At 65.4% G+C, this 20,302-nt stretch carries 21 protein-coding genes; 6 read left to right on the forward strand and 15 right to left on the reverse strand.

Features of this window, described 5'->3' with window-relative positions; genetic code table 11:
* Positions 1-217: 217 nt before the first annotated feature.
* Complete coding sequence (locus tag CH256_RS20610) at positions 218-1,207, reverse strand: YihY/virulence factor BrkB family protein (protein WP_373454852.1); 990 nt, start codon at positions 1,205-1,207, stop codon at positions 218-220.
* 140 nt (positions 1,208-1,347) lie between these two features.
* Here CH256_RS20610 and CH256_RS20615 point away from each other — a divergent pair, with 140 nt between their 5' ends.
* Together CH256_RS20615 and CH256_RS20620 are read left to right on the forward strand one after the other, a co-directional pair.
* On the forward strand, positions 1,348-1,518 hold the full coding sequence (locus CH256_RS20615; RefSeq protein WP_027495724.1) for a CsbD family protein: 171 nt from the start codon (positions 1,348-1,350) through the stop codon (positions 1,516-1,518).
* 194 nt (positions 1,519-1,712) lie between these two features.
* A complete protein-coding gene (locus tag CH256_RS20620; RefSeq protein ID WP_068056101.1) occupies positions 1,713-2,432 on the forward strand; it encodes a GAF and ANTAR domain-containing protein in 720 nt (239 codons plus the stop codon).
* Positions 2,433-2,549: 117 nt separating this feature from the next.
* On the opposite strand, the gene CH256_RS20625 is transcribed toward CH256_RS20620, so the two are convergent.
* The 6 genes from CH256_RS20625 to CH256_RS20650 form a co-directional block, all read right to left on the reverse strand.
* Positions 2,550-3,347, reverse strand: a complete 798-nt coding sequence (locus tag CH256_RS20625; RefSeq protein WP_094670472.1) for a DNA-formamidopyrimidine glycosylase family protein — start codon at positions 3,345-3,347, stop codon at positions 2,550-2,552.
* An 82-nt stretch (positions 3,348-3,429) separates the two neighbouring features.
* Positions 3,430-4,512 (reverse strand): zinc-binding dehydrogenase, encoded by a 1,083-nt coding sequence (locus tag CH256_RS20630; RefSeq protein ID WP_094670473.1) that lies wholly within the window; start codon positions 4,510-4,512, stop codon positions 3,430-3,432.
* Positions 4,488-6,080: a phosphonate ABC transporter, permease protein PhnE gene (gene phnE / locus CH256_RS20635; protein WP_094670474.1), complete on the reverse strand. Its 1,593-nt coding sequence runs from the start codon at positions 6,078-6,080 to the stop codon at positions 4,488-4,490. Before phnE ends, CH256_RS20630 begins: the two co-directional genes overlap by 25 nt.
* Positions 6,077-6,883, reverse strand: a complete 807-nt coding sequence (phnC, locus tag CH256_RS20640) for a phosphonate ABC transporter ATP-binding protein (RefSeq protein WP_179272164.1) — start codon at positions 6,881-6,883, stop codon at positions 6,077-6,079. Before phnC ends, phnE begins: the two co-directional genes overlap by 4 nt.
* Positions 6,883-7,851 (reverse strand): phosphate/phosphite/phosphonate ABC transporter substrate-binding protein, encoded by a 969-nt coding sequence (locus tag CH256_RS20645; protein WP_094638269.1) that lies wholly within the window; start codon positions 7,849-7,851, stop codon positions 6,883-6,885. Before CH256_RS20645 ends, phnC begins: the two co-directional genes overlap by 1 nt.
* 41 nt (positions 7,852-7,892) lie before the next feature.
* Positions 7,893-8,591 (reverse strand): phosphonatase-like hydrolase, encoded by a 699-nt coding sequence (locus CH256_RS20650; RefSeq protein ID WP_179272165.1) that lies wholly within the window; start codon positions 8,589-8,591, stop codon positions 7,893-7,895.
* A 108-nt stretch (positions 8,592-8,699) separates the two neighbouring features.
* Between CH256_RS20650 and CH256_RS20655 the strand changes: the two genes are divergently transcribed.
* Both CH256_RS20655 and CH256_RS20660 read left to right on the forward strand, forming a co-directional pair.
* Complete coding sequence (locus CH256_RS20655; protein ID WP_179272166.1) at positions 8,700-9,413, forward strand: GntR family transcriptional regulator; 714 nt, start codon at positions 8,700-8,702, stop codon at positions 9,411-9,413.
* A 1-nt stretch (position 9,414) separates the two neighbouring features.
* Entirely contained in the window at positions 9,415-10,536 is a 1,122-nt protein-coding gene (locus tag CH256_RS20660) for a TIGR03364 family FAD-dependent oxidoreductase (protein WP_094670476.1), read from the forward strand.
* Positions 10,537-10,566: 30 nt separating this feature from the next.
* Here CH256_RS20660 and CH256_RS20665 read toward each other — a convergent pair whose 3' ends face one another.
* The 4 genes from CH256_RS20665 to CH256_RS20680 form a co-directional block, all read right to left on the reverse strand.
* A complete protein-coding gene (locus CH256_RS20665) occupies positions 10,567-11,790 on the reverse strand; it encodes a Dyp-type peroxidase (protein ID WP_094670477.1) in 1,224 nt (407 codons plus the stop codon).
* Entirely contained in the window at positions 11,783-12,331 is a 549-nt protein-coding gene (locus tag CH256_RS20670; protein ID WP_179272167.1) for a copper chaperone PCu(A)C, read from the reverse strand. Before CH256_RS20670 ends, CH256_RS20665 begins: the two co-directional genes overlap by 8 nt.
* A complete protein-coding gene (locus tag CH256_RS20675; RefSeq protein ID WP_094670478.1) occupies positions 12,328-13,803 on the reverse strand; it encodes a PepSY-associated TM helix domain-containing protein in 1,476 nt (491 codons plus the stop codon). Before CH256_RS20675 ends, CH256_RS20670 begins: the two co-directional genes overlap by 4 nt.
* Before the next feature lie 181 nt (positions 13,804-13,984).
* Positions 13,985-14,515 carry a hypothetical protein gene (locus CH256_RS20680; protein WP_082898847.1) on the reverse strand — a complete coding sequence of 177 codons (531 nt, stop codon included), beginning with the start codon at positions 14,513-14,515 and terminating at the stop codon, positions 13,985-13,987.
* Between the two features lie 162 nt (positions 14,516-14,677).
* On the opposite strand from CH256_RS20680, the gene CH256_RS20685 reads away from it, so the two are divergent.
* Both CH256_RS20685 and CH256_RS20690 read left to right on the forward strand, forming a co-directional pair.
* Positions 14,678-14,926 carry a hypothetical protein gene (locus CH256_RS20685; protein WP_094670479.1) on the forward strand — a complete coding sequence of 83 codons (249 nt, stop codon included), beginning with the start codon at positions 14,678-14,680 and terminating at the stop codon, positions 14,924-14,926.
* 71 nt (positions 14,927-14,997) lie between these two features.
* Complete coding sequence (locus CH256_RS20690; RefSeq protein WP_094638202.1) at positions 14,998-15,741, forward strand: SagB family peptide dehydrogenase; 744 nt, start codon at positions 14,998-15,000, stop codon at positions 15,739-15,741.
* Here CH256_RS20690 and CH256_RS20695 read toward each other — a convergent pair.
* Genes CH256_RS20695 through CH256_RS20710 form a run of 4 tightly spaced genes read right to left on the reverse strand, consistent with a single transcriptional unit; the run spans position 15,691 to position 20,301 of the window.
* Complete coding sequence (locus CH256_RS20695; protein ID WP_306437674.1) at positions 15,691-17,001, reverse strand: MFS transporter; 1,311 nt, start codon at positions 16,999-17,001, stop codon at positions 15,691-15,693. The genes CH256_RS20690 and CH256_RS20695 overlap by 51 nt on opposite strands.
* Positions 16,914-18,272, reverse strand: coding sequence for a YcaO-like family protein (locus CH256_RS20700; protein ID WP_094670481.1), 1,359 nt, complete (start codon positions 18,270-18,272; stop codon positions 16,914-16,916). The genes CH256_RS20695 and CH256_RS20700 overlap by 88 nt, the downstream gene beginning before the upstream one ends.
* Entirely contained in the window at positions 18,269-19,600 is a 1,332-nt protein-coding gene (locus CH256_RS20705) for a CocE/NonD family hydrolase (RefSeq protein WP_094670482.1), read from the reverse strand. Before CH256_RS20705 ends, CH256_RS20700 begins: the two co-directional genes overlap by 4 nt.
* On the reverse strand, positions 19,597-20,301 hold the full coding sequence (locus tag CH256_RS20710) for a hypothetical protein (protein WP_141215261.1): 705 nt from the start codon (positions 20,299-20,301) through the stop codon (positions 19,597-19,599). Before CH256_RS20710 ends, CH256_RS20705 begins: the two co-directional genes overlap by 4 nt.
* Position 20,302: the final 1 nt, after the last annotated feature.

Consider the following 20,302-nt stretch of genomic DNA (forward strand, 5'->3'; position numbering starts at 1 on the left):
AGCCGGGAGCAGTGACGGAGAAGGATGCGCCGCCGAACAAGTGATGGGTGGTGGTGCGTGGCATCGGCGTGGCATCGGCAGGGGGGCAAATGCGCGCGCATTCGTTGGGTGCTCGCGGAATAGCCAGGTGATCGGGCGCGAGTTCGCGCGCGGATGGCAAACGCGCGCGCATTTGCCCCCCTGCCGATGCCACGCCGATGCCACGCACCACCACCCATCACTTGTTCGGCGGCGCATCCTTCTCCGTCACTGCTTCCGGCTCGTCGTAGGTGACTGTGATGTCCTGAAATCCCTTGTTACGCTGCGCTTCTGCTTGGCCGGTGTAGGAGTTCTTGTCACCCTCGGTGAGCTCGACGTTGTCGGTGAACGGCGTCAACAACGCTCGGGGATGCAGGTGGTCGACGCGTACGGCGTTGATTTCGATGCACAGCACGATCAGCACCGACGAGACGTAGAGGAAGCCGAGCAGGCCGAGGACGATCGCGAAGATCCCGTTGCTGGCGCTGGCGTTGCCGACGACATAGCGAATGTAGATGCCGCCGAACGATTGCAGTGCCTGCCAGATCACCGCGGCGATCGCGGCGCCGGGCAGAACCTCGCGCACACTCAGGGCGCGGGCGGTCCCGATGCGGAACGCGGCAATGAAGACCACGGCGTTGACCACGACTGCTCCGACGAGTGCCAGTGCGCCGCCGGCGAATCCGAACACGCCCGAGGACGCGACGCCGTTGAGAACGGTCAGTCCGATGATGGCGGTGCCGACGGTACTGAGCAGCACCAGCCCGCGCAGCCGACCCTTGATCGGATCCGGTTGTTCGTTTCGCGGGACCGACCACGCGGTGTTCATTGCGTACTGAGCGGCCAGTGACACTCCCAGTCCGCCGTACAGCGACCCCACCACGCCGATGACGATGGCGGTCGTTCCGCCGCTGAGGCGATCCGGCTGTCCGAGTTGATCACCGATGACCGGGATCTGGCTCATGGCCGAATCGATGATGCGGGTCTGCAGTTCGGGGTCCCCGGCCAGCACGATTCCCAGCACGGTGGTGAAGAGCAGCAGCAACGGGAACAACGACAGGAACGAGTAGTACGCGATGAGGGCCGCGAGGTAGCCGCCACGGTCGTCGAGAAATTTGTACAGCACTGCCAGCGGGAAACCCGCCGACGGATGCCTGCGCTGATAACTGTCCACCTTGGCGACCATCATCGGTCGAATGTAACCACCGCAGGCACCACGGAAACGTCGACGGTACCTGTGACCCAGATCTCAACATGCGAACGTGCGCTTTCGTCGACGGGCTCCGACTAAGTCTTCAGTACCAACCCGGCACGAGGAAAGGAACTCACATGAGCTTCATCGACAAGGCCAAGAACGCAGCAGAGGACGCCATCGGCAAGGCGAAGGAAGTTGTCGGCGACGCCACGAACAACAAGGACCTCGAGGCCGAGGGCAAGAAGGATCAGGGTTCGGCAGGCGTGAAGAAGGTCGGCGAGAACATCAAGGACACCTTCAAGTAAGTCGTATCTCTGTGAGGGCCGTCGATCAGGTGATCGGCGGCCCTCGCGCTGTGCGACGTACAACCGTTTCGGCGGAAGCGTATAAAGTGCACAGCGCTGGCTCTCGAGCCGGCACGGGCGTCCAGCAGAAGGCGCAAGATCGTGGATCTCTCCGGCGAAGAGCGGCAGGGGTCCTATGCGAGAGGACCGTGTGAATGTCGCAATCATCGCCCGATGTGCACCTTCCCGGATCGTCCCCTGCATCGTCACTCGCCGAATTCGCGCGGTCGTTGCGTGATACCCGCCGTTCGATGCCCGAGACGATGGCAGAGATCTTGCGCACCTCCATTCGGCTCATACCGGGTGCAACCGTCGGCTGCGTCACCACGGTCAGCAAAGGCGTCCGCACCGTGGTGGCATCCACCGACCCCCTGGCCGAAAAGCTGTGTCGACTGCAGTACGAGCTCGACGAGGGCCCGATTCCCACCGAGGTTCGCCACTTCGATGTCGTCGTCTCGGACGACCTCACGTCCGAGCCACGATGGCCGGAGTTCGCGGTTCTGGCCGTGAACGAGGGATTCAAATCCTTGGCGGCGTTTCAGCTCTACAGCAACGCCGACGACCTCGGTGCGTTGATCTTCTACAGTGACGAGCCGCGAGCCTTCGACGTCGACGCGGTCGAGATCGGGGAAGCCCTCGCAGCGCATGCCGCCATTGCCTTGCTCAGCGCCCGCGACAACGAGCAGTTCCGGACGGGCCTGGCCAGTCGCGACATCATCGGCCAAGCCAAGGGAATGATCATGGAACGCTACGATCTCGACGCGGTGCAGGCGTTCGAGCTGCTGGCGAAGCTGTCGCAGCAGCAGAATCAGCCTTTGCACAAGGTGGCTCACGACTTGGTCGATACCGACCACCCGACCAATTCGACCTTCTGACGACCCCCAGGTTTCGATCTTTCGGTCACGAGGAAAGCAATCGTTGGTATCGGCAGGCAACACGCGATACCCGCGGGCGGTTATGTCGTTGAGCCAACAGCGATCGACCGCTCGTCGCTAGCGCTCCGGTTGGCAGGTCGGACACCACCATGTTCGACGCTTGTTCAGGTCTCCTGGTGTCTCCGCGACCACCCGAATCGCCGTTCCACACCGCAGACACGGCTTTGCGGCCCGCCCTGCAACCCAGTGTGATCGGCCCCGGCGAGTGTCCCCGGTGGTCACCTGCATCGCACCCGGAACTGTCGCCGAATGACGCATCGCCCGCTCGAGCAACGCGACCAATCTCTGCGCGTCGACATCACTCGACGGCGTCCACGGCCACAGGCCGCGCAGAAAACACAGCTCGTTGGCCCACAGATTTCCGGGACCGGCGATGACCCGCTGATCCAACAACGTCGCAACGATCGGCCGACTTCCCTGGGCCGCGATGTTGGCAACTCCGCGCTCGGCGTCGAACGTCGGGTGCAGCGGGTCCGGCCCGAGATGCGCGATCAGCGCGTTCATGTCCTTCGTGTATCCGTAGTCGACGACCGGCAGCAGAACTCCGTAGGCGGTCGGCCCGTCGACCACGGCAAGCCGGACGCGCACGTCGGGTCGGATGCGCTGCGGAATCGAACGACCGGCCCGCACCACCGTCCACGAACCGCTCATCCGCAGATGTGTGTGCAGCGTCGTGTCGTTCTCGAAATCGGTCAGCAGATGCTTGCCGTGTGTTCGATGCCCGACGACGGTTCGCCCGGCCAGATTCTCGACTGCGTGCGCCGGCACCTGCAGCCGTCCGGCCCGCAGCGTCGCGCCGTCCAATGCTCGACGCAACCTTGCGGCCAGTGCAAATACGGTGTCGCCTTCGGGCATGCTTCTGGGGTATCCCGCTCGGCACAACCGTAATCGCACGCTCGGCCCGCTCGTGCGATGAGCGCCTCCGCCGACGCCGACATCACCGTGAAGCGACACCGGCCGGACGCGCCGGACAGTCGTTGGACCTCGTCGACAGACCGTGAGCCCAGGGCGCGACCGACGACCGGAGAATTCCCGACGGCGTCGGCCGCAATACGGATTCGAGTTCGGCCAATGGAACCGGTGCCTCGACGAGGGATTCCCACGGATACTTCTCGCCGGTATCACGGAGGAAGGCAACGGCCTGGTGGAGGTGCCGCGGCTCGTAGTTGTGGATTCCGGTGATGGTCAGCCAGTTTCGGACCACCGCTTCGGGGTCGACGGTGATCGGGGCACCGGGCGCGACGGAGCCGGCGAGGACGAGCCGCCCACCGACGTCGAGTCGCCCCGAGGCCGCCTGCACAGCCGAGGACGATCCGGAGAAGTCGATGGCCACATCGGTGTGTGCACCGTCGTCCTCCACGGCCCCGAATGCACGGGATTGTCTCTGCCGCTGCAGGTCTCGGTCGAGAACCGACACCGCTGCACCTCGCTCCCTGGCCGCCGCAGCGGCGGTCACCCCCAGCATCCCTGCCCCGACGATCAGCACTCGTCGACCGTCGAGCGCACCGGCGGCGTCGAGGGCGGCCATCACCGTCGCTGTCGCACACGCTGCGGGCGCGGCGACGGCGTCGGGCATGGTGTCGGGAACTCGGACCACTGCGGTTCCGCGTGGGAGCACGATGTGTCGAGCATAGGAGCCGCTGAGAGCCCATGCGCTCTCGGCAGACTCGTGACCCACCTTGCGCACGGCCGAACATTTGGCCGTGAACCCGCGGACACATCGGGCGCACCGACCACAGCACACCGTGACCGACCAGACGATCCGATCCCCCACCTCGACAGCCGATACCGCATCGCCGACGGCAATCACGTGACCGACGGCCTCGTGCCCGAGCACCGACGGGCACGCACCGTGCCGTCGACCGGACACGGTGTGCAGGTCGCTTCCGCACACCGTGGCGAGATCGACGCGCACCAACACCTCACCCGATTCGAGAGTAGGAATCTCCATGTCGCGCAGTTCGATTCCGCTCCCCGTCCAGACGGCGGCCTGTGTCAGACCAACAATGATCTGATCCATCCGGAGATCCTTTCCACGATGTACACGACGACGAAGATGACGAGAACGATCGCACCGGCGACGTCGAAGTTCAGAGTACGAATCGACTCGAAGAGCAGGAAGCCGATACCGCCTGCACCGACGATCCCCAGGATGGTCGAGGTGCGGATGTTCACGTCGAGCAGATACAGGCTCGAACCGACCATCGACGGAATGGCCTGAGGAACAACGGCACTCAGTGTCCGATTCCACCAACCGCCACCGACCGACGCCACCGCTTCGAGGGGACCGGGATCGATCTCCTCGATCGCGTCGGCGACGAGTTTGCCGAGAAATCCTACGGACCCGATGGCCAGTGCACAGGTTCCCGCCACCGGGCCCAGTCCGAGCGCCGCGACGAATACGACAGCGAGGATGAGTTCGGGTACCGCGCGGACCAGCAGGATCCAGGATCTCGCGACCCAGTACACCGCGGGATGCGGAGTTGCGTTGCGCGCGGCCAGAACTCCGACGGGTATCGACAGAACGATACCGATGGCGGTGGCCACGACTCCGATGGCAACGGTCTGTACGGCGGCGTCGAACAGGTCCGCTCCCAGCGCGGAGAAGTCCGGTGGGACCATACGCCCGAACACCTCGATCGACGGCCCGATCCACGTCAGAAGCGAGCGCGGATCCAATTCGAGCACCACGAACGACGCCACGACCGCGACGACGAGCACGGCCGACGCTCCGATGCGCATCAGTCGATCGCGCTGCGGGCCGGCCGCGGACGGCACCAGCAACATGCGGCGAAGAGCCATCGCCGCCAATTCCATCGCGGCGATGATCACCAGGATCACCAGTACGATGCCGAGAGCACGCGGGTAGATCAGGCCCCGCAGAGCGTCCTGCAGGGCGAACCCGATACCGCCTGCCCCGACGAAGCCGAGGACCACCGACATGCGCAGATTGATGTCGATTCGATAGACGAAGGCTCCGATCCACGCCGGAACGACCTGCGGAACAACGGCGTTGATCATCTCCCGGTAGTAGCCGGCACCGGCGGCACGGATCGCCTCTCGCGGTCCCACGTCGGTCTCTTCGATGGCATCGGCGAACAGCTTGCCGAGCATGCCGATGGAATGCAGTGCGAGGGCGAGGATGCCGGGCAACACTCCGATCCCCAGCGCCCTGACGAACAGCACCGCGAACAGCAGATCCGGCATCGCCCGGCAGAACGTGATGACGGCGCGAGCAACGCTGTAGAGGACCGGATGCGGCGAGGTGTTGCGCGCCGCGAGAAACGCCAACGGCACCGAGACGATCGCTGCGAGCACGGTGCCCAGTACTGCCATGAGCAATGTGTCGAGTGCGAGGGAGACGATCCTCCCTGTATCGTCCACGCGGGGCGGCAGCATCCGCTCGAGCAGGTTGCCGACGTCTTCGAGACCGTCGATCAGGGTCGTCGGCGCGAAGTCGATGTACCCCGCCGAGAGCACGGTCAGGACGAGCGCGGCGACGCCCAGCGCCGGGAACAGCCATCGACGTCGCCGCGGATCGTTCTGTGCAGCAGTGTTCGTGGGCTTCGGTTCGACCGTGACGGTCATGTCGGTGCCACCGCGGTCATGTTTCCGGGGTCGGGCGCGATCCGCTGATAGATCGGCATGATGTCCTCGCGCCGGAGACCGGCGGCCGGGCGATCGAGCACCACCCGACCGTCCCGCAGACCCACGAGCCGATGCGCCCAGCCGAGCGCAAGATCGACCTGATGCAGGGTGCACACCACGGTCAGCTTCTCCTCGCTGCACACCCGCTGCAGCAGATCCATCACCACGCCCGCGTTCTCGGGATCGAGCGAGGCGACGGGCTCGTCCGCGAGCACGATCCGCGGACGCTGCATCAGGGTGCGTGCGATCGCCACCCGTTGCTGTTGCCCGCCCGACAGCGTGTCGGCCCGCCGCTGCGCGAAGTCCGCCAACCCGACTCGGTCGAGACAAGCCCGGGCTTCCTCCCGCATCGCTTTCGGATAGGTGAAGGCTCCGTAGCGCGGGAAGGACAGGCGACCGATGCCGCCCACGAGTACGTTCTCGAGACAGCTCAACCGACCGACGAGATTGAAGTGCTGGAAGATGAAACCGACATCGCGGCGCAGTTCGCGCACTCGGCGACGGTTCGCCAGATCGACGCGAGTGTCGAGGGCGGTGACGCTACCGGAGGTGACGGGCTGCAACCCGTTGATGCACCGCAGCAGCGTGGACTTCCCGGAGCCGGAAAGCCCGAGCAGTACCAACATCTCACTGTTGTGCACGTCGAGATTCACGTCCCTGAGCGCGGTGGTGGGTCCGAATGTCTTGGTGACATTGCGAACGCTGACCACGACATCGCCCCGGTCCATCGGTGCGGACATCATCAGCCCTGGCACTTCTCGGAGCCGGTGACCTCGCATACGTGGCGGACGCCGTCGTAATCGCTGTCCTGCGCCGGCACGACGCCCCAGGCGTCCTCGTCGGTGATGCGGCATTCCTCGGCGCAGATGCCGTCCGCGACGAAGGCATCGGAGTTCATGCCCTCGCTGAAGACGTCCTCGAGCTTCGCGATGGCGTCGGCACCGAGATCGTTGTTGGCAGCGAAGAGCGAACCGGCGATCATCTCGGACTTCCACACTGTCTTCAGCTCGCCGGGTGCCAGCTCGCCGTTGTCGATCATCGTTCGGTCTACCATGGTGTCGAACGCGAAACCGGCATCGCAATCACCGGCTTTGACGGCCAAGGCCGAGGCGTCGTGTCCACCCGCGTAGATCGGGGTCATTGCACTCGAGATGTCGGCCTCCGCACCGGAAGCGATGACATCGTCCTCGATGAGTCCCGCGGTCGGATAGAGGAATCCGGAGGTCGAGCTGGGGTCGACGAAACAGACCTTCTTGCCGGCGTAATCGGCGAGCCCGTCGACCGAGGCATTGTCCGAACGGGCGATTCCGTAGGACTGGTAGCCGGGCGGAGTTCCCTCGTCCTGAACGACGGCACCCAGCGGCGTCATGTCGGCCCCGTTGATTCCGGCGACGACGTAGGCGAACGGGCCGAAGAAGGCGAGGTCGACATTGCCCGCGATCAGGCCCTCGACCACACCCGCGTAGTCCGAGGCCTGGATGAACTCGACGGTTGCTCCGGTCTCGTTCTCGAGGCGCTCGATGACCGGGTCGTAGCTGGCCTTCAGGTCGGTCGAGTTCTCGGCGGGAATGGCAGCGAGCGTGATGGTTTCGGGGAATCCTTGCTCGGTGGTGGCTCCATCGGAAGAACTGGAGCAACCGGCTGCAACGAGTGCGGCAGCCGAGAGCACGGCCGCGGCGGTCACAGCGCGACGGTGAGAGGTGGCGATCATGGCGGGGTGTCCGTTCGGTGAGGTTCGGGCGAGGATGGTGTTCACGGCAGAACGATGGGGGGAAGGTCGGCGACGCTGTCGAGTACGTGCGTGGCACCGGCCTCGCGTAGTCGGTCGACGGAGTGAGCTCCGGTGAGCACCCCGACCAGCAGAGAGGCGCCGGCCCGGCGACCGGACAGGATGTCGCTCGAAGTGTCGCCGACGACGGCGACCGCAGCGATGTCACTGACCTCGGCGAACAGCGCGGCGGACAGGACGAGATCCGGATGCGGTCGGCCACGACCGGCCTCACCGGGTGCGAGGAACGCGTCGGGCAGATCCTGCCAACCGAGCGTGTCGATGATGCGCTCCTGTGTCGGTGCCGAGAAGCCCGTGGTCAGCACGACGCTGATCCCGGACTCGCGGAGCTTCGTGATGGCCTGCGCCGCACCGGGAACGGGCGCGATACCGTCGTCGATGCGGGCCTCGTAGGCCGACTCGAAGGCGCGGTTGGCGGCCTGGGCACGGTCCTCGGTTCCGAACAGTGCACGGAACACCTCGATCTTGGACTGACCCATCGTGTCCAGGACGTAGCGACGGGCGTCGTCGCGTTCGGGTCCCTCGGATGCGAGTCCGACGGCGGTGGCCGCGACGTCGAACGCGTCCAACACGAGTCCGTCGTCGGTGACGGTGGTTCCGGCCATGTCGAGGACGACGAGTTCGATGTCGGTGCTGGTGTTCGGGGTAGTGGAGTTCGGCATGAGTGAGAGACTGCCGTTTGGTATAGACCATTGCATGGAACTCGAGTGAACGACTCGTGAACGTCACACAACAGTTAGGTCTAGACCAATTGGTGCTATGGTCGGCTCATGGTTGTGGACAGCGAACCCCGCGTGCTCAAGCACCAGATCGTGCGTAGAAGTCTCGACGACATGCTCGACGGCATGACGGCAGGCGACGCATTTCCGTCCGAGCGCGATCTCGCCGATCGATACGACGTCTCACGCGAGACCTTGCGTCAAGCCATTCGAGAACTGTTGGTGGCCGGTCGAATCGAACGCCGCGGACGAGCGACCGTCGTTGCCGAACCCAAGGTGGTATTGCCGTTGGCCATCGGGTCCTACACCGAGGCAGCGCGCGAGAAGGGCATGAGTGCCACCCGAATTCTGGTCGGCTGGGACACGTTCCGAGCTGACGACGCCCTCGCGGATCTACTCGGAATCGAGACCGGTTCGGAGGTGGTCCAACTCGAGCGCGTCTTCACCACCGGGGACGTCCGAGTGGGTCTCGAGACGACTCGCATCCCCGCGTACCGTATTCCGGGGCTGCAGGACAGTTTCGATCACCGAACGTCGTTGTATGCCGAATTGCGAACGCGCGGAGTCGTCTTCGGACGAGTGGTCGACACCATCGAAACCGTCCTTCCCGACGCCCGAGAAGCGGCGCTCCTCACCGTCGACACCCGCACACCGATGTTTCTGCTCGGCCGCGTCTCCTATGACACGAACGGGGTTCCCATCGAACACCGACGGTCGCTCTACCGCGGAGACCGGATGACCTTCACCGCAGTCATGGATGCCTGACATGACCACAGAATATGACGTCGTTGTTGTCGGTGCCGGGATCGTCGGTCTCGCTCACGCCTATCACGCTCACCGACGCGGCCTGACGGTAGCGGTGGTCGATCATGCCGATCGGGTGGCAGGTGCATCGGTGCAGAACTTCGGACACGCCTGCATCACAGCGCAATCCAGTACTGCACTCGACTACGCTCGGGCCGGCCGCAGCCACTGGCTCGACCTCGCCCGTACGGCAGGTTTCTGGGCTGTCGAGTCCGGGACGCACTGCGTTGCCCGGCACGAGGACGAGTACGCAGTGCTCGAGCAGTTCGCCGAACTGCGGGGCAAGGAGCAGGTACGACTACTGGGCCGCACCGAGGTACTGGACCGACTCCCCATTGCCGACACCGACGTGGTGGGCGGCATGTATCTGCCGCTGGACGTCCAAGTGGACCCACGCGCCGCCGCCCCGGCCATCGCACGTTGGCTCGACAGCTCCGGGGTCGACTTCTTCTGGCGCACCGCCGCAACGTCGTTCGCCCCCGGCGTAGTCCACACCTCGCGCGGGGAACTGCGGGCCGGCACCACCTTCGTCACCGTCAACCACGACATCGATCGACTGTTTCCCGAGTACGCCGAACGCGACGCACTGGTGCGATGTCGGTTGCACATGCTGCGCGCCACTCTCCCCCTCGACGCACCGCTACCCACACCGCTGTTCACCGGTTGGTCGCTCCTCAGGTACTCGGGTTTCGAGAACCTGCCCGCCGTTGCCGACGTCGCTGCCCGCCTGCAGGCCGAGTATCCCGGCTACGTCGGGCTCGATCTGCACCAGATGTACACCCCACAACCGGACGGATCGATCCTGCTCGGCGACACTCACGTTCGTGAGATCACCGCGTCGCCGTTCCAGAGCGAGGAAGGATTCCAGGTGCTGCTCACCGAGGCCCGGTCGCTCTTCGGAGTAGACCGCATCGACGTCACCGAGCGATGGCAGGGAATCTACTGTTCGGCACCGGGTTCGGAGTTCCTGCTGGAGGAACCGGTGGACCGCGTGCACATCGCCACCGTTACCACCGGGATAGGCATGACGACCAGCATGGGCCTGGCGCTGGCCAACGTGGACAGAGCTCTGGCACCGGCCTGAGTGCACCTCGTGAAAACCCAGGTGTCACGGTTACCCGAACAGACTCTGCCCCAGGTAGCCGTCGTCGACCACTCCCGGAAGTATCGCGAACACCGCAGAACCGATCGGGGTGGTCCATTCGTTCAACGCATCGAATTCGTCGAGTCGTTGCTGAATCGGCAGGAACTGGGTGAGCACATCGCGCTGATAGCTCGCGAACAGTAAGCCGGTGTTCGACAGCGATCCGGCAGCCGGTGGGTCGTCGTAGTTGTAGGCCCGCCGGAAGATTCGCTCGCCGTCGTGAACATGCCGTGCCCTCGCGATGTGCGAGGACGGTGGGATGACCGGAATTCCGAATCGATCGGTTGCGTCGAAATCGGCCTCGTCGAACTCGGCGGTTCCGGTCAACGGGGCACCGGTGTCGAGGGTTCGCCCCACCGACAGTTCCCGGCCGGGTCGATCCAACTCGTCCCAGGTGTCCATCTCGATCCGGATGCGCCGCAACACCATCGACGTTCCGTGTTTCATCCAGGGCTGATCGCTCCCGTCGTCCCAGACCAGACCGTCGAAGTCGGTACTTCCGGCCTCCGGATTGACGGTGCCGTCGACCTGTCCCATCAGATTTCGCATCGTGGTGCCCGATTCCTCGGTACCACGCGAACGCCGGAATCCGCGCTGTGTCCAGGCGATCGTCACCAACGAGCGCACGTTCTTGGTCAGTACCCGCACAGCGTGCGCAACGGTGACGGGATCGTCCGAGCACACCTGCAGCAACAGATCACCGCCGGTGAATCCCGGTTCCAGGCGGTCGATTCCGAACGCAGGAAGCGGTGCCAGCCACGACGGCCGCCGATCCGGCAGACCGATCGCATCGAACACACCCAGACCGAGCCCGACGGTCACCGTCAGGCGGGCGGGCTCGAGCGCCAGTTCGGCTTCGGTATCGGCCAGTGCGGGTGCACCGGACGTCAACCGTCCGATGTCCTCCGTCCAGACCTTCAGGATCCCGATCAGCTCGTCACGTCCGACGCGCTCATGCATGTTCAACCCGACGAACATCGAGTGTGCCTGCGGCGGAACAGTATCGACACCGGCTTGATGGACGCCGCGCCACGGCACGGTCTCACTGCCGGTGGCCGTCTGCTCGGCTCGGTTGCCGACGATCCCGTAACCGGTCGCGGCTCCCACGCCCGCGACGCCGAGCGCGGCGACGCCTCCACCGAGGAGACGCCGCCGGCTCAGCGAGCGTGGTGACCGGTTCTCGTTGTCAGCCACCGTGTGCCGGCGCGGGGGTTGCCGACCCGTCCATGTCCATGGTGCCGGGCTCGTAATTCTCCTGGGCCCCGGAGAAGTCACGGACCTGCGCGGTGAACGTCGTGCTCGACGCGTCCTCGAACTCGAGGGTGAATTCCGCGTCGGCTCCGGGGGTCAGCGGCGACGTGACGTCCATCAGCATCAGGTGATCGCCGCCCGCGGCGAGCACGTGCGTACCGCCCGCCGGGATGACGAAGCCTCCCTCCTTCGTCCGCATCACCATCGCCCCGTCCGCCCCGGTTGCCATCTCGTGCAATTCGATTCGGCTCGACGCCGGAGACGATGCACCGACCACGTGCACATCGGAATCGCCGGTGTTCTGCAGTTCGGCGAAGGCCGCCGTCATACCGGAGTCGGCGGCTTTGACCCATTGCTCGCGGACGACGACGGAATCGGACTCCTTCGCCGCGGCGGCCGGCTCGTTGCTCGAGCATCCGGTGAGGATCAGGCCGGTGACCGAGAGCGCGGCCAACAGTGTGGAGATGCGACGGGTGAGATTCATGCCAGTTCGCTTTCGTGTGGGGAAGTAGTGGAGTTGGAAGCTCTGGTCCGTGCTCGACGGATCGATCCGACGACCACGTCGACGGCGAGGAAGGCCACCAGGCTCAGCCCGAGGAGTGGGACGAACCAGCCGACAGCGACAGCGACGACCACCAACGCGGCGACGGACATCGGTGAGATGCGGCGAATGCCGCCGCGCAGAGGCGGCCGCCCTGCTGTGAGGCCGCTTGCCTTGGTGGGGCGGCGTTTCCACCACATCATGTAGCCCCTGACGATGACCGATGCCAGCGCGACGGCGAGCGCAAGCAGCGCAAGCTGATTGGCGACCCCGAACAACGTGCCCATGTGCAGCTGAATACCCCAGGCCGACAGCTTGGCCGCGAGGGGCCAATCGGAGAAGAACACGGTGTCGATCACTGTGCCGGCGGCACCGTCGACCGAGATGGAGTCGTTCGACATCACCCAGGGCTGACGGGTTTCGGCGACGACGAACGCCGTGTCGGCCGATTGTGGAATGGACGCTTCCACGGCACCGTCTATTCCGTTGGCTCGGGCGATCCCCAGCACCGAGTCGATGCGTCCGACGTTGTCCTCCGTCGTCGATGCGTCGGCCGGCATCTCCATCGGATGCCCGCCGTGACCGGAGTGGTCACCCGCCGCGGCCGCGTCGGAGGAGCCGATCGTCTTGGTGACGGCGGGGGTGGTCCAGCTCAGTGCCGACCGCAGCTCGGTGACGTTCTCCCCGGCGTAGGTGGACCATGTCAATCCGGTGGCGGACAGGAAGATCAGACCGACGGCGATCCAGATACCAGCCACGCCATGCCAGTTCAAGGACCTGTTGCGGCCCTTCGACTTTCGATCGAAGGTCAACAGCCTGGCCTTGTCACGATTGCGTCGATACCGCTCGATCCACAGGTACAGGCCGCCGAGCGCGATCACCCACAACCACGAGGCGGCGAGTTCGCTGTAGAGGCGACCTGGCTCCCCCAGGTGCAGATGGCGATGGAGTTCGGAGATCCAGGTGCGCAACGGTAGGGCGCTGGAGGAGCCGTACACCGCCAGCTCACCCACGGACGTCGCGGTGGCGGGGTCGACGAAAACAGCCAGCCGCTGCGATTCACCCAAGCTCGGGTCGGTGAACATCACCCGAGTGGTGTCGCCGGCCTCGGCTGCAGGTCGGACGGCGGCGACGGTGAGGTCGGGTCGTTCGGCCTGCGCTGCCCGAATCTGCTGGGCGACGGGGACGGCCGGACCGGTCGTGTCCACGTGGACGTAGTCGCGATACACGAGTTGTTCGATGGTGGGAGCCACGGCGTAGAGGCCGCCGCTGATGGTGGCGATCAGGATGAACGGTGCCACCAGGATGCCTGCGTAGAAGTGCAGACGCATGATCAGCGGCCGCCAGCTTCGGGGGCGATCGGGAGGGGTGGGCGGCGATGGATCGGCGAGGCGTTCCAATTCAGGTGTGGACATGAGGACTCGTTTCGTCAAGGCATGTGTGGGCGCGCGCAGTGGTGCGCGAGAAGGCATCGCTCAGACGATCGGGCGTGCTCGAGGCAGCGCGGATCGCGCGATGTGAGGGCTCGTCGAACAGACAGCGACAGCTCGATACCCGACGCCTACGTACAGGGCGGGTGGGAGTGACGAGCTGCGGTCAGGTCCGAAGCGCAGGCGGTCCGCGGTTTCCGCAGCCCGACAGGTCGAGCAGACGAGGCGTTCCCGGGAGTCGGTAGACCGGAAGTTCAGGGGCGATGCGGGACTCGTCGACGACGAGAGCCGCCAACAGAGGCAGGGCCTCACGTAGCGAGGTCACTGCGCGCCGGATGCCGTGCTCCGCTCCGCGGATGGCCAGAGCGCCGACCAGGATGGCAACCACATGGGCCGCGAACATCTGCTGGGTGAGCATCGAACCGTGATGGTGACCGTCGACGGCGGTGAGCAACAGGTGTCCGACCGACTGCGCGGCAGTCAGGATCATCAGCAGCTGTGCGCGGGGTGCCGCCGGTGTCGGTGCCGCGGCGGTCGCGTAGCCGATCGCAGCGGAGACGACGGCCAACAGCACGATGGCCGCGTCGGATGGAGGCATTCCCCCACCGAACGTGTGCGCTGCGACGGTGACCAGCGCCGACAGTCCGCCCACGGACGCACCGCGCAGGAGCGCGAATCCATCCGTTGGCGCAGACATGGACGGGAGCTTACTACCGACTACACCGAGTAGTAGTCCAGGTACCGGAACGACGCCTCCGAACCCCACAAGCCGGTCCGACGGTCTTTTTCCGGTTGGTTATCCTGATCATCGGTACTCGAACCATCAACGGTCGAGCCGCGAGATCGAGAGTGGACTCACATGGCAGAGAATTCGGACGCGGCCCAGGCTCGGGTGTTCGCCGACATGCTGACCGCCGAGATCGCAGCCGCGTCGAGTCGCGTCGAAGAGTCCGAGCAACTGGCGCGCAAGGCCTTGCGGGTAGGCGATTCCCGCAGCCATGTGTGGCACAGCGACGAAGCGCAGACCCAGAAGCAGGCGCTCTACGAGCTGTATCGCCAGCTCGATGCGTTGCACAACCGGTTTCCCACCGTCCACTCCGGCTCGTAGAACGTCCCGTCGATCGAACTACAAAATTTCTTATCGACACTGATTACCATGTTGACTTAGAGTTGGAGTCCATGGCGGAAGATTCGCTCGATTCCACGGTCGCGCGCGTCCAGGACGTGCACCGACTCCTCGTCGATCGCGGCACCGGCGCGAACTTTCCGGCCGTGCCCGCAGCAGACGGAACTTTTGTTCTGCCGTCGCCACCGCCTCTCCCACCGATGCGCCTCGACACAGCACTGCGCGCTCGACGGTCGCACTACCGATTCGCAGATCTGGACGCACTGCAGCTCTCGACTCTCCTCCGGTCCGCAGCGGGGCCCGGCCGGACCTCCGCGCGGACGGACGGCACGACGCACACATACCGGATGAATCCGACTGCCGGCGGTCTCGACTCGATCGACCTGCACCTCGTGGCCCTCCGGGGCCCAGCCGAGATCGACTCGGGGACCTACCTGTTCGATCCACACAGACACGTTCTGAACAGAACCGGTACGGGACCGTCCGTCGATGCGCTCGAATCATGTCTCGTACAGCCACAATTCGCGCGCCGGGCACCGTTCGTCGCCGTACTCGTCGGACGCCTCGACCGAACCCTGATCAAATACACCGAACGCCACTATCGCACCCTCCACATCGACGCCGGCATCGCCGCGCAGAATCTCTACTTGGTTTCGACCGCACTCGGATTGGCCTGCTGCGCCATCTCAGGCTTCTACGACGACGAGATCTCGCACTTGCTGCGTCTGTGCCCACTGTCCGTTCCGCTACTGGCTTTCGCGCTCGGCGGACTCGGCGAGGACTGCAAGCAACGGTAACCGCGGCACCCCGAGCCACAGGGCTGCCGTCCCCGCAAGAGCGAGCGCGCCCGCTCCGAGGACGACGGCCGCGGTCACGCCGAACGTACCGGCGACGGCCCCGCCTGCCGCAGCGCCGAAAGGAGTCCCACCCATCGCGATCATCCGCGCCGTGGTGTTCACCCGGGCCTGCAGGTGGTCGGGCGTGACGGACTGACGAACCACGATGCCGTTGACGACGATCATGGTGTTGGCGGCCTGATAGACGATCAGGAGCAGCAGAGAAACGGCGAGTACTCCCGTGATGGACCACGCCAGCATCGACAGGAAGGCCACCACCACGCCGAGACAGGTGATCATGCCGGTGCCCACCACCCGCTGGATGCGCGCACTGACCAGGCTGATCAGAAATGCCCCGACAGCCGTTGCTGCATAGAGTGATCCGATTCGCGCATCCTCGGCGGCCAGACCGAGCTGACGGACGCCCACGACCACCATCAGTCCCACGACCACACCGTTGGCGACACTCACCCCGACGCCGACCGCAGTCAGGGCACGCACCACACGATGATGCCGAATGAATGCCAACCCCTCGCCGATCGAAGTGCCGAGACCGGAACCGACCGAAAACGGCGCGGCCCGCACGGGTAGCGCGATCGTCGAGGTGACCACTGTCGCGACGAGAAAACACAGAGCATCGATCGCGATGGCACCCGGCGGACCCAGCGTCGTCGCAGTGATGCCACCGAGCAACGGGCCTACGATCCCGATGACCGTGCCGACGCTGACGAGCGTGCCTGTCGCGTCGGCGATCCGATGGCGGCCCACCAAAGCCGGTACGACGCCGAAGGACGCGGCATCGAAGAACACGAAAAGTGTGGAGACGGCGAACGCGACGATCATCAGATGTGCAACCGTCACCGACGCAATCAGGTGAGCCACCGGAATACTGGCCAGAGCGAGAGCACTGCCGAGTTGAGTTGCGAGCAGGACTACGCGACGGTCGTACCTGTCGGCGAGCGCACCTGCGATCAGTCCGAACATCAGGTACGGCAACGACTCCACCGCAAAGGCGACACCGGAGAGCAGCGGCGAGCCGCTCAACTGGTAGACGAGCATCGGCACGGCAACCGTGGACATCGCGTTGCCGATCCACGCGACCGCACGCGCCAGGACGAAACGGCGAAAGCCGGTCACAGACTCGGGGGCGCAGCGAGCAGCAGCGTGTTCGGATCGGTCGGGTCGCAATCGGGTGCGTACCGTCGAGCGATGTCGCGCCACCGAGGTAACCCGAAATAGGGAAATGCGGCTGGGGCGTTGGGAATCAAGCCGGAGGCACAGACCCGGGCCACCCGCAGTGGCGTCGACGCCACGTCCGAGGTGGTGATATCGCAGACGACCACCTCGTGGCCCGCTACCGCGAGTGCGCTCCGCATACCGTCGGCGGTGCCGCGGGGAAGCTCGTCGATCGATACCGTCGCGGCCGGATTCGTGAAGCGAGGAAGATATGCGGCCTGAGTACGGGGATCGAGCCACACCTGGGCTTGTGCACCCAGGTCGCGGATGTGTTCACTGCACTCTCCGGCGGCATCGAGGTAGCTGCGATCGGCGCGGTGGTCCAGGTAGAGACCCGGCGACAGCACCCCGGCGCGCATCGATCCGAACACCCAGCCGTCTGCCTCGAGCAGTCCTCGAGTGAAGACCCAACTGTGGATCGCTTCGAGAACGGCCTTGCGTGCCGTGTCGACCGGGTCCAGCTTCGCCGAGAAGCCGCCTGCGACAATCCCGAGTTCGAGATCGTGAACAACGGCCGCCACCACCGGAACTTCGAAGTACGACGGCAGCTCGAGGAGATGACACCGCAGTCGTGAGTCGCCGAGGTCTGCCGCGAGCCCGGGCACCGATGCCGGATCTATCCCCCGCGCAGGGAGGTTCAGGTGCCACCACAGCGACAGCGAATCTCGCTCCACGAGTTCGAGCAGTCCACGTCCGGCGGCGTCGTCGAGCCCCTGTCCTGTGGCGATGCCGGCGTAGTTCAGATGGTGAAGCCACGGGTCCGTCCGGCGAGATCCACTGCGCCAGTTCAGGTACACGTACGAGGCCGGGATCGCGACACGCGCACCGTCGTCCGACACCCCGTCTACCCAGGCGACTCGAGACTCCTCGGTGAATTGCTCGAAGGGGAAGCCTGCCGAGTTCAGCTGCCACGGCGCGAAGAACTCGAATGTGTCGTTCCCCCAATGGCGGACACCCTCGGCGCGCAGTTCCGCCGGCGTTGCGTAGCGCAGAGTGTTCGGGACGTAGTTTCCGCAGTACCGTTCCACTGCTTCGCCGATCGCGGCGATACGGGCTCCTGCTGGGTCCGCGAAGGTGGTACCGAGCGACACCAGATCGCAGGGCCAGTTTCCGAGCGCACGAGTATCGGCGATCTCCGCCGTGAGCCCGACGTACCGTTCCGGCAGACCGTCCAGCCTCTGGACCGGATGCAACGCACGGATGAGTCCGGTCAACGGGTCGACCAGATCGTCTGCACTGAAACCGACCCCGCTCATACGGGCATCTCCAGCTCGATGCCTCGCACGGTGCGCTGCATCGGCACCGCTCGGATACCGTACGAGTGGTCTTCATCGGTGTGCAGATCGCGGGCATATCGGGGGAAGGCGTGGGCCGAGATCATCAGTGTCAGTTCCTCTCCCTCATGGATGTGTGTGGACAGCGGAGCGAGGTGCACGACGGAGCCGAGGGACATGCCCTCGGTGAGCTGCTCCACCTCGCCGCCGCGTCTTCGGGCGAGCAGCATCGCACCCCAGTGCCGGTCGCAGTCGCCGCCGACGACGCGCACCACGGGAGTTCCGACAAGGGTTCCTGCGCGCCACGGCACCGGACGGGTAAGGCAATCCGAGCGTGTCGTCAGGCTGCGAACATCGGTGTCGGACGTGCAGGAAGGGAAGGGCTGCAACGGATTTGCGACGAAGCTGCCACCAGTCAGCGCGACCGTCACTCGGGCGTTCGGCCAGGTCTGCAGCCGCAGCGGACCACCGGGGTGACCGTACAACTGCGCTCCGGTCCACGGGTGACCGTCGAGCACCGCACCCAGCCACTTGCTCATCCGCTCGGCGCGACCCGACGCCTGCATCGAGTGATCCCACGGTCCGAGGGCGAGTGCCGACGGGCCACCCCACGACGACCAGAGGTCTATGGTGTCCTGGCCGAACCAGTCCGCGGTCCCGCCCTGCGCCAGTAGCGGGCAGCGTTGTGCTGCAGCATGGTTCCTGCGCTCCTCATCCACCCTTTCCGACGCCAGTACGGACTGCCACGACGGTATCCGGGGGCTCGACGAGTCTCCGATGTCGGACACCGGCAGCGTCTCCAGCAGATCCGCCGACGCCGAACTCCCGCGAGAGTGGGCAGCATCGCCGTGCTCGGACCACCAGCCGAGGCGAGACTCCAGGTGGAAGGCCCGATCTCGATTTCGCGCCGTCTCCCCCATACCCAGAGCGGGCACCGCGACCGACACACCCGCCAATCCCTCGCATTCACCTGCGGCAAAGGTAGTTTCGATTGCGCAGTGCGCCCCGTAGGACGTGCCGTAGAGGAACAGGAAAGGCGCCTGCGACCACCACGGTTGTGCGGTGATCCATTCGACGCAGGCCAGGCCGTCTGCCCCTTCGCCGTGATACGGGTGGAACGACCCGGCGGAGCCGTACCGGCCGCGCACGTCCTGTACGACGGTGGTGAATCCTCGATCGGCCCAGCCCGCGGCCTCGGCGAGATGAGCTTCGCTGTTGTAAGGCGTGCGAATCGTCAGCACGCCACGCGGACTTCGCGCCGTCACGACGAAAGTACGGAGTCCCCCGACCGAGTACTCGCGTCGCGTCATCGAGGTGGTTCCGGCACAGGAAGAATCGGGTGCCGAGTCACCCGGAGCGTACGGAGGTCGATCGCCGTCACGCAATGGTCGGCCGTAGGACCGATGACCTCCGCCAGGACCTGAGCAGCCACGAACTCGGCCGCCGCGTCGGACACCGGATGAATCGGCGAGATCAATCGCCGCCCGCCGGCACGAGGACCGTAGCCGTCCTCGATTCGTTGCCTGTTCCGACGGGATGCGGCGCGCCGCATCGACACGTCGGTCAGCCGGACCCCCTCGGGCACCACGAGGTACAGATTGCCTTCACGGAAACAGGCGATCGCCCCTTCGGACCGCAGAGTGTCGACGCCGTCGTCACTCACGGTGATCGATCGAGTCGCGGCATGCCCTGTGGACATACCCACGCGTCCCAGCATCCCCACCAGCGCAGCAGCTACGGAGCCACAGCCGAGCACCGCAACCGTATCGGTGGACGAACTGGAGACGATGTGGCCTGCAGTGAGCAACGCGGACAGCGCCGTCTTCGGTTTCGCAGAGAGCTCCGCTTCGGTACCGGTCAAGGCCCCGGCCAGTTGGTCGAATTCCTCGTGGTCGAGCGCGAGTGCGAAGTGTTCGTCGTCGGCGGTGCGGAGCACGAATCCCGAATCGGATTCGTACAGTTCGGTTCTGGGTGCAAGTTCCATGGCGATGGCCGGCCGGGGTCTGCACATC

Source organism: Rhodococcus sp. 05-2254-6 (genome assembly GCF_002258565.1).
Lineage (GTDB): Bacteria > Actinomycetota > Actinomycetes > Mycobacteriales > Mycobacteriaceae > Rhodococcoides.

What these genes read in the sequence shown, in the direction of transcription:
- CH256_RS20625 (WP_094670472.1), bottom strand. Translation starts at nt 3,347, where the DNA reads ATGCCCGAAGGCGACACCGTATTTGCACTGGCCGCAAGGTTGCGTCGA.
- CH256_RS20610 (WP_373454852.1), bottom strand. Translation starts at nt 1,207, where the DNA reads ATGATGGTCGCCAAGGTGGACAGTTATCAGCGCAGGCATCCGTCGGCG.
- CH256_RS20705 (WP_094670482.1), bottom strand. Translation starts at nt 19,600, where the DNA reads ATGACGCGACGCGAGTACTCGGTCGGGGGACTCCGTACTTTCGTCGTG.
- CH256_RS20660 (WP_094670476.1), top strand. Translation starts at nt 9,415, where the DNA reads ATGACCACAGAATATGACGTCGTTGTTGTCGGTGCCGGGATCGTCGGT.
- CH256_RS20615 (WP_027495724.1), top strand. Translation starts at nt 1,348, where the DNA reads ATGAGCTTCATCGACAAGGCCAAGAACGCAGCAGAGGACGCCATCGGC.
- CH256_RS20630 (WP_094670473.1), bottom strand. Translation starts at nt 4,512, where the DNA reads ATGGATCAGATCATTGTTGGTCTGACACAGGCCGCCGTCTGGACGGGG.
- CH256_RS20680 (WP_082898847.1), bottom strand. Translation starts at nt 14,515, where the DNA reads ATGTCTGCGCCAACGGATGGATTCGCGCTCCTGCGCGGTGCGTCCGTG.
- CH256_RS20645 (WP_094638269.1), bottom strand. Translation starts at nt 7,851, where the DNA reads ATGATCGCCACCTCTCACCGTCGCGCTGTGACCGCCGCGGCCGTGCTC.
- phnC (WP_179272164.1), bottom strand. Translation starts at nt 6,883, where the DNA reads ATGATGTCCGCACCGATGGACCGGGGCGATGTCGTGGTCAGCGTTCGC.
- CH256_RS20690 (WP_094638202.1), top strand. Translation starts at nt 14,998, where the DNA reads ATGGCGGAAGATTCGCTCGATTCCACGGTCGCGCGCGTCCAGGACGTG.
- phnE (WP_094670474.1), bottom strand. Translation starts at nt 6,080, where the DNA reads ATGACCGTCACGGTCGAACCGAAGCCCACGAACACTGCTGCACAGAAC.
- CH256_RS20650 (WP_179272165.1), bottom strand. Translation starts at nt 8,591, where the DNA reads ATGCCGAACTCCACTACCCCGAACACCAGCACCGACATCGAACTCGTC.
- CH256_RS20710 (WP_141215261.1), bottom strand. Translation starts at nt 20,301, where the DNA reads ATGTGCAGACCCCGGCCGGCCATCGCCATGGAACTTGCACCCAGAACC.
- CH256_RS20655 (WP_179272166.1), top strand. Translation starts at nt 8,700, where the DNA reads ATGGTTGTGGACAGCGAACCCCGCGTGCTCAAGCACCAGATCGTGCGT.
- CH256_RS20620 (WP_068056101.1), top strand. Translation starts at nt 1,713, where the DNA reads ATGTCGCAATCATCGCCCGATGTGCACCTTCCCGGATCGTCCCCTGCA.
- CH256_RS20685 (WP_094670479.1), top strand. Translation starts at nt 14,678, where the DNA reads ATGGCAGAGAATTCGGACGCGGCCCAGGCTCGGGTGTTCGCCGACATG.
- CH256_RS20675 (WP_094670478.1), bottom strand. Translation starts at nt 13,803, where the DNA reads ATGTCCACACCTGAATTGGAACGCCTCGCCGATCCATCGCCGCCCACC.
- CH256_RS20700 (WP_094670481.1), bottom strand. Translation starts at nt 18,272, where the DNA reads ATGAGCGGGGTCGGTTTCAGTGCAGACGATCTGGTCGACCCGTTGACC.
- CH256_RS20670 (WP_179272167.1), bottom strand. Translation starts at nt 12,331, where the DNA reads ATGAATCTCACCCGTCGCATCTCCACACTGTTGGCCGCGCTCTCGGTC.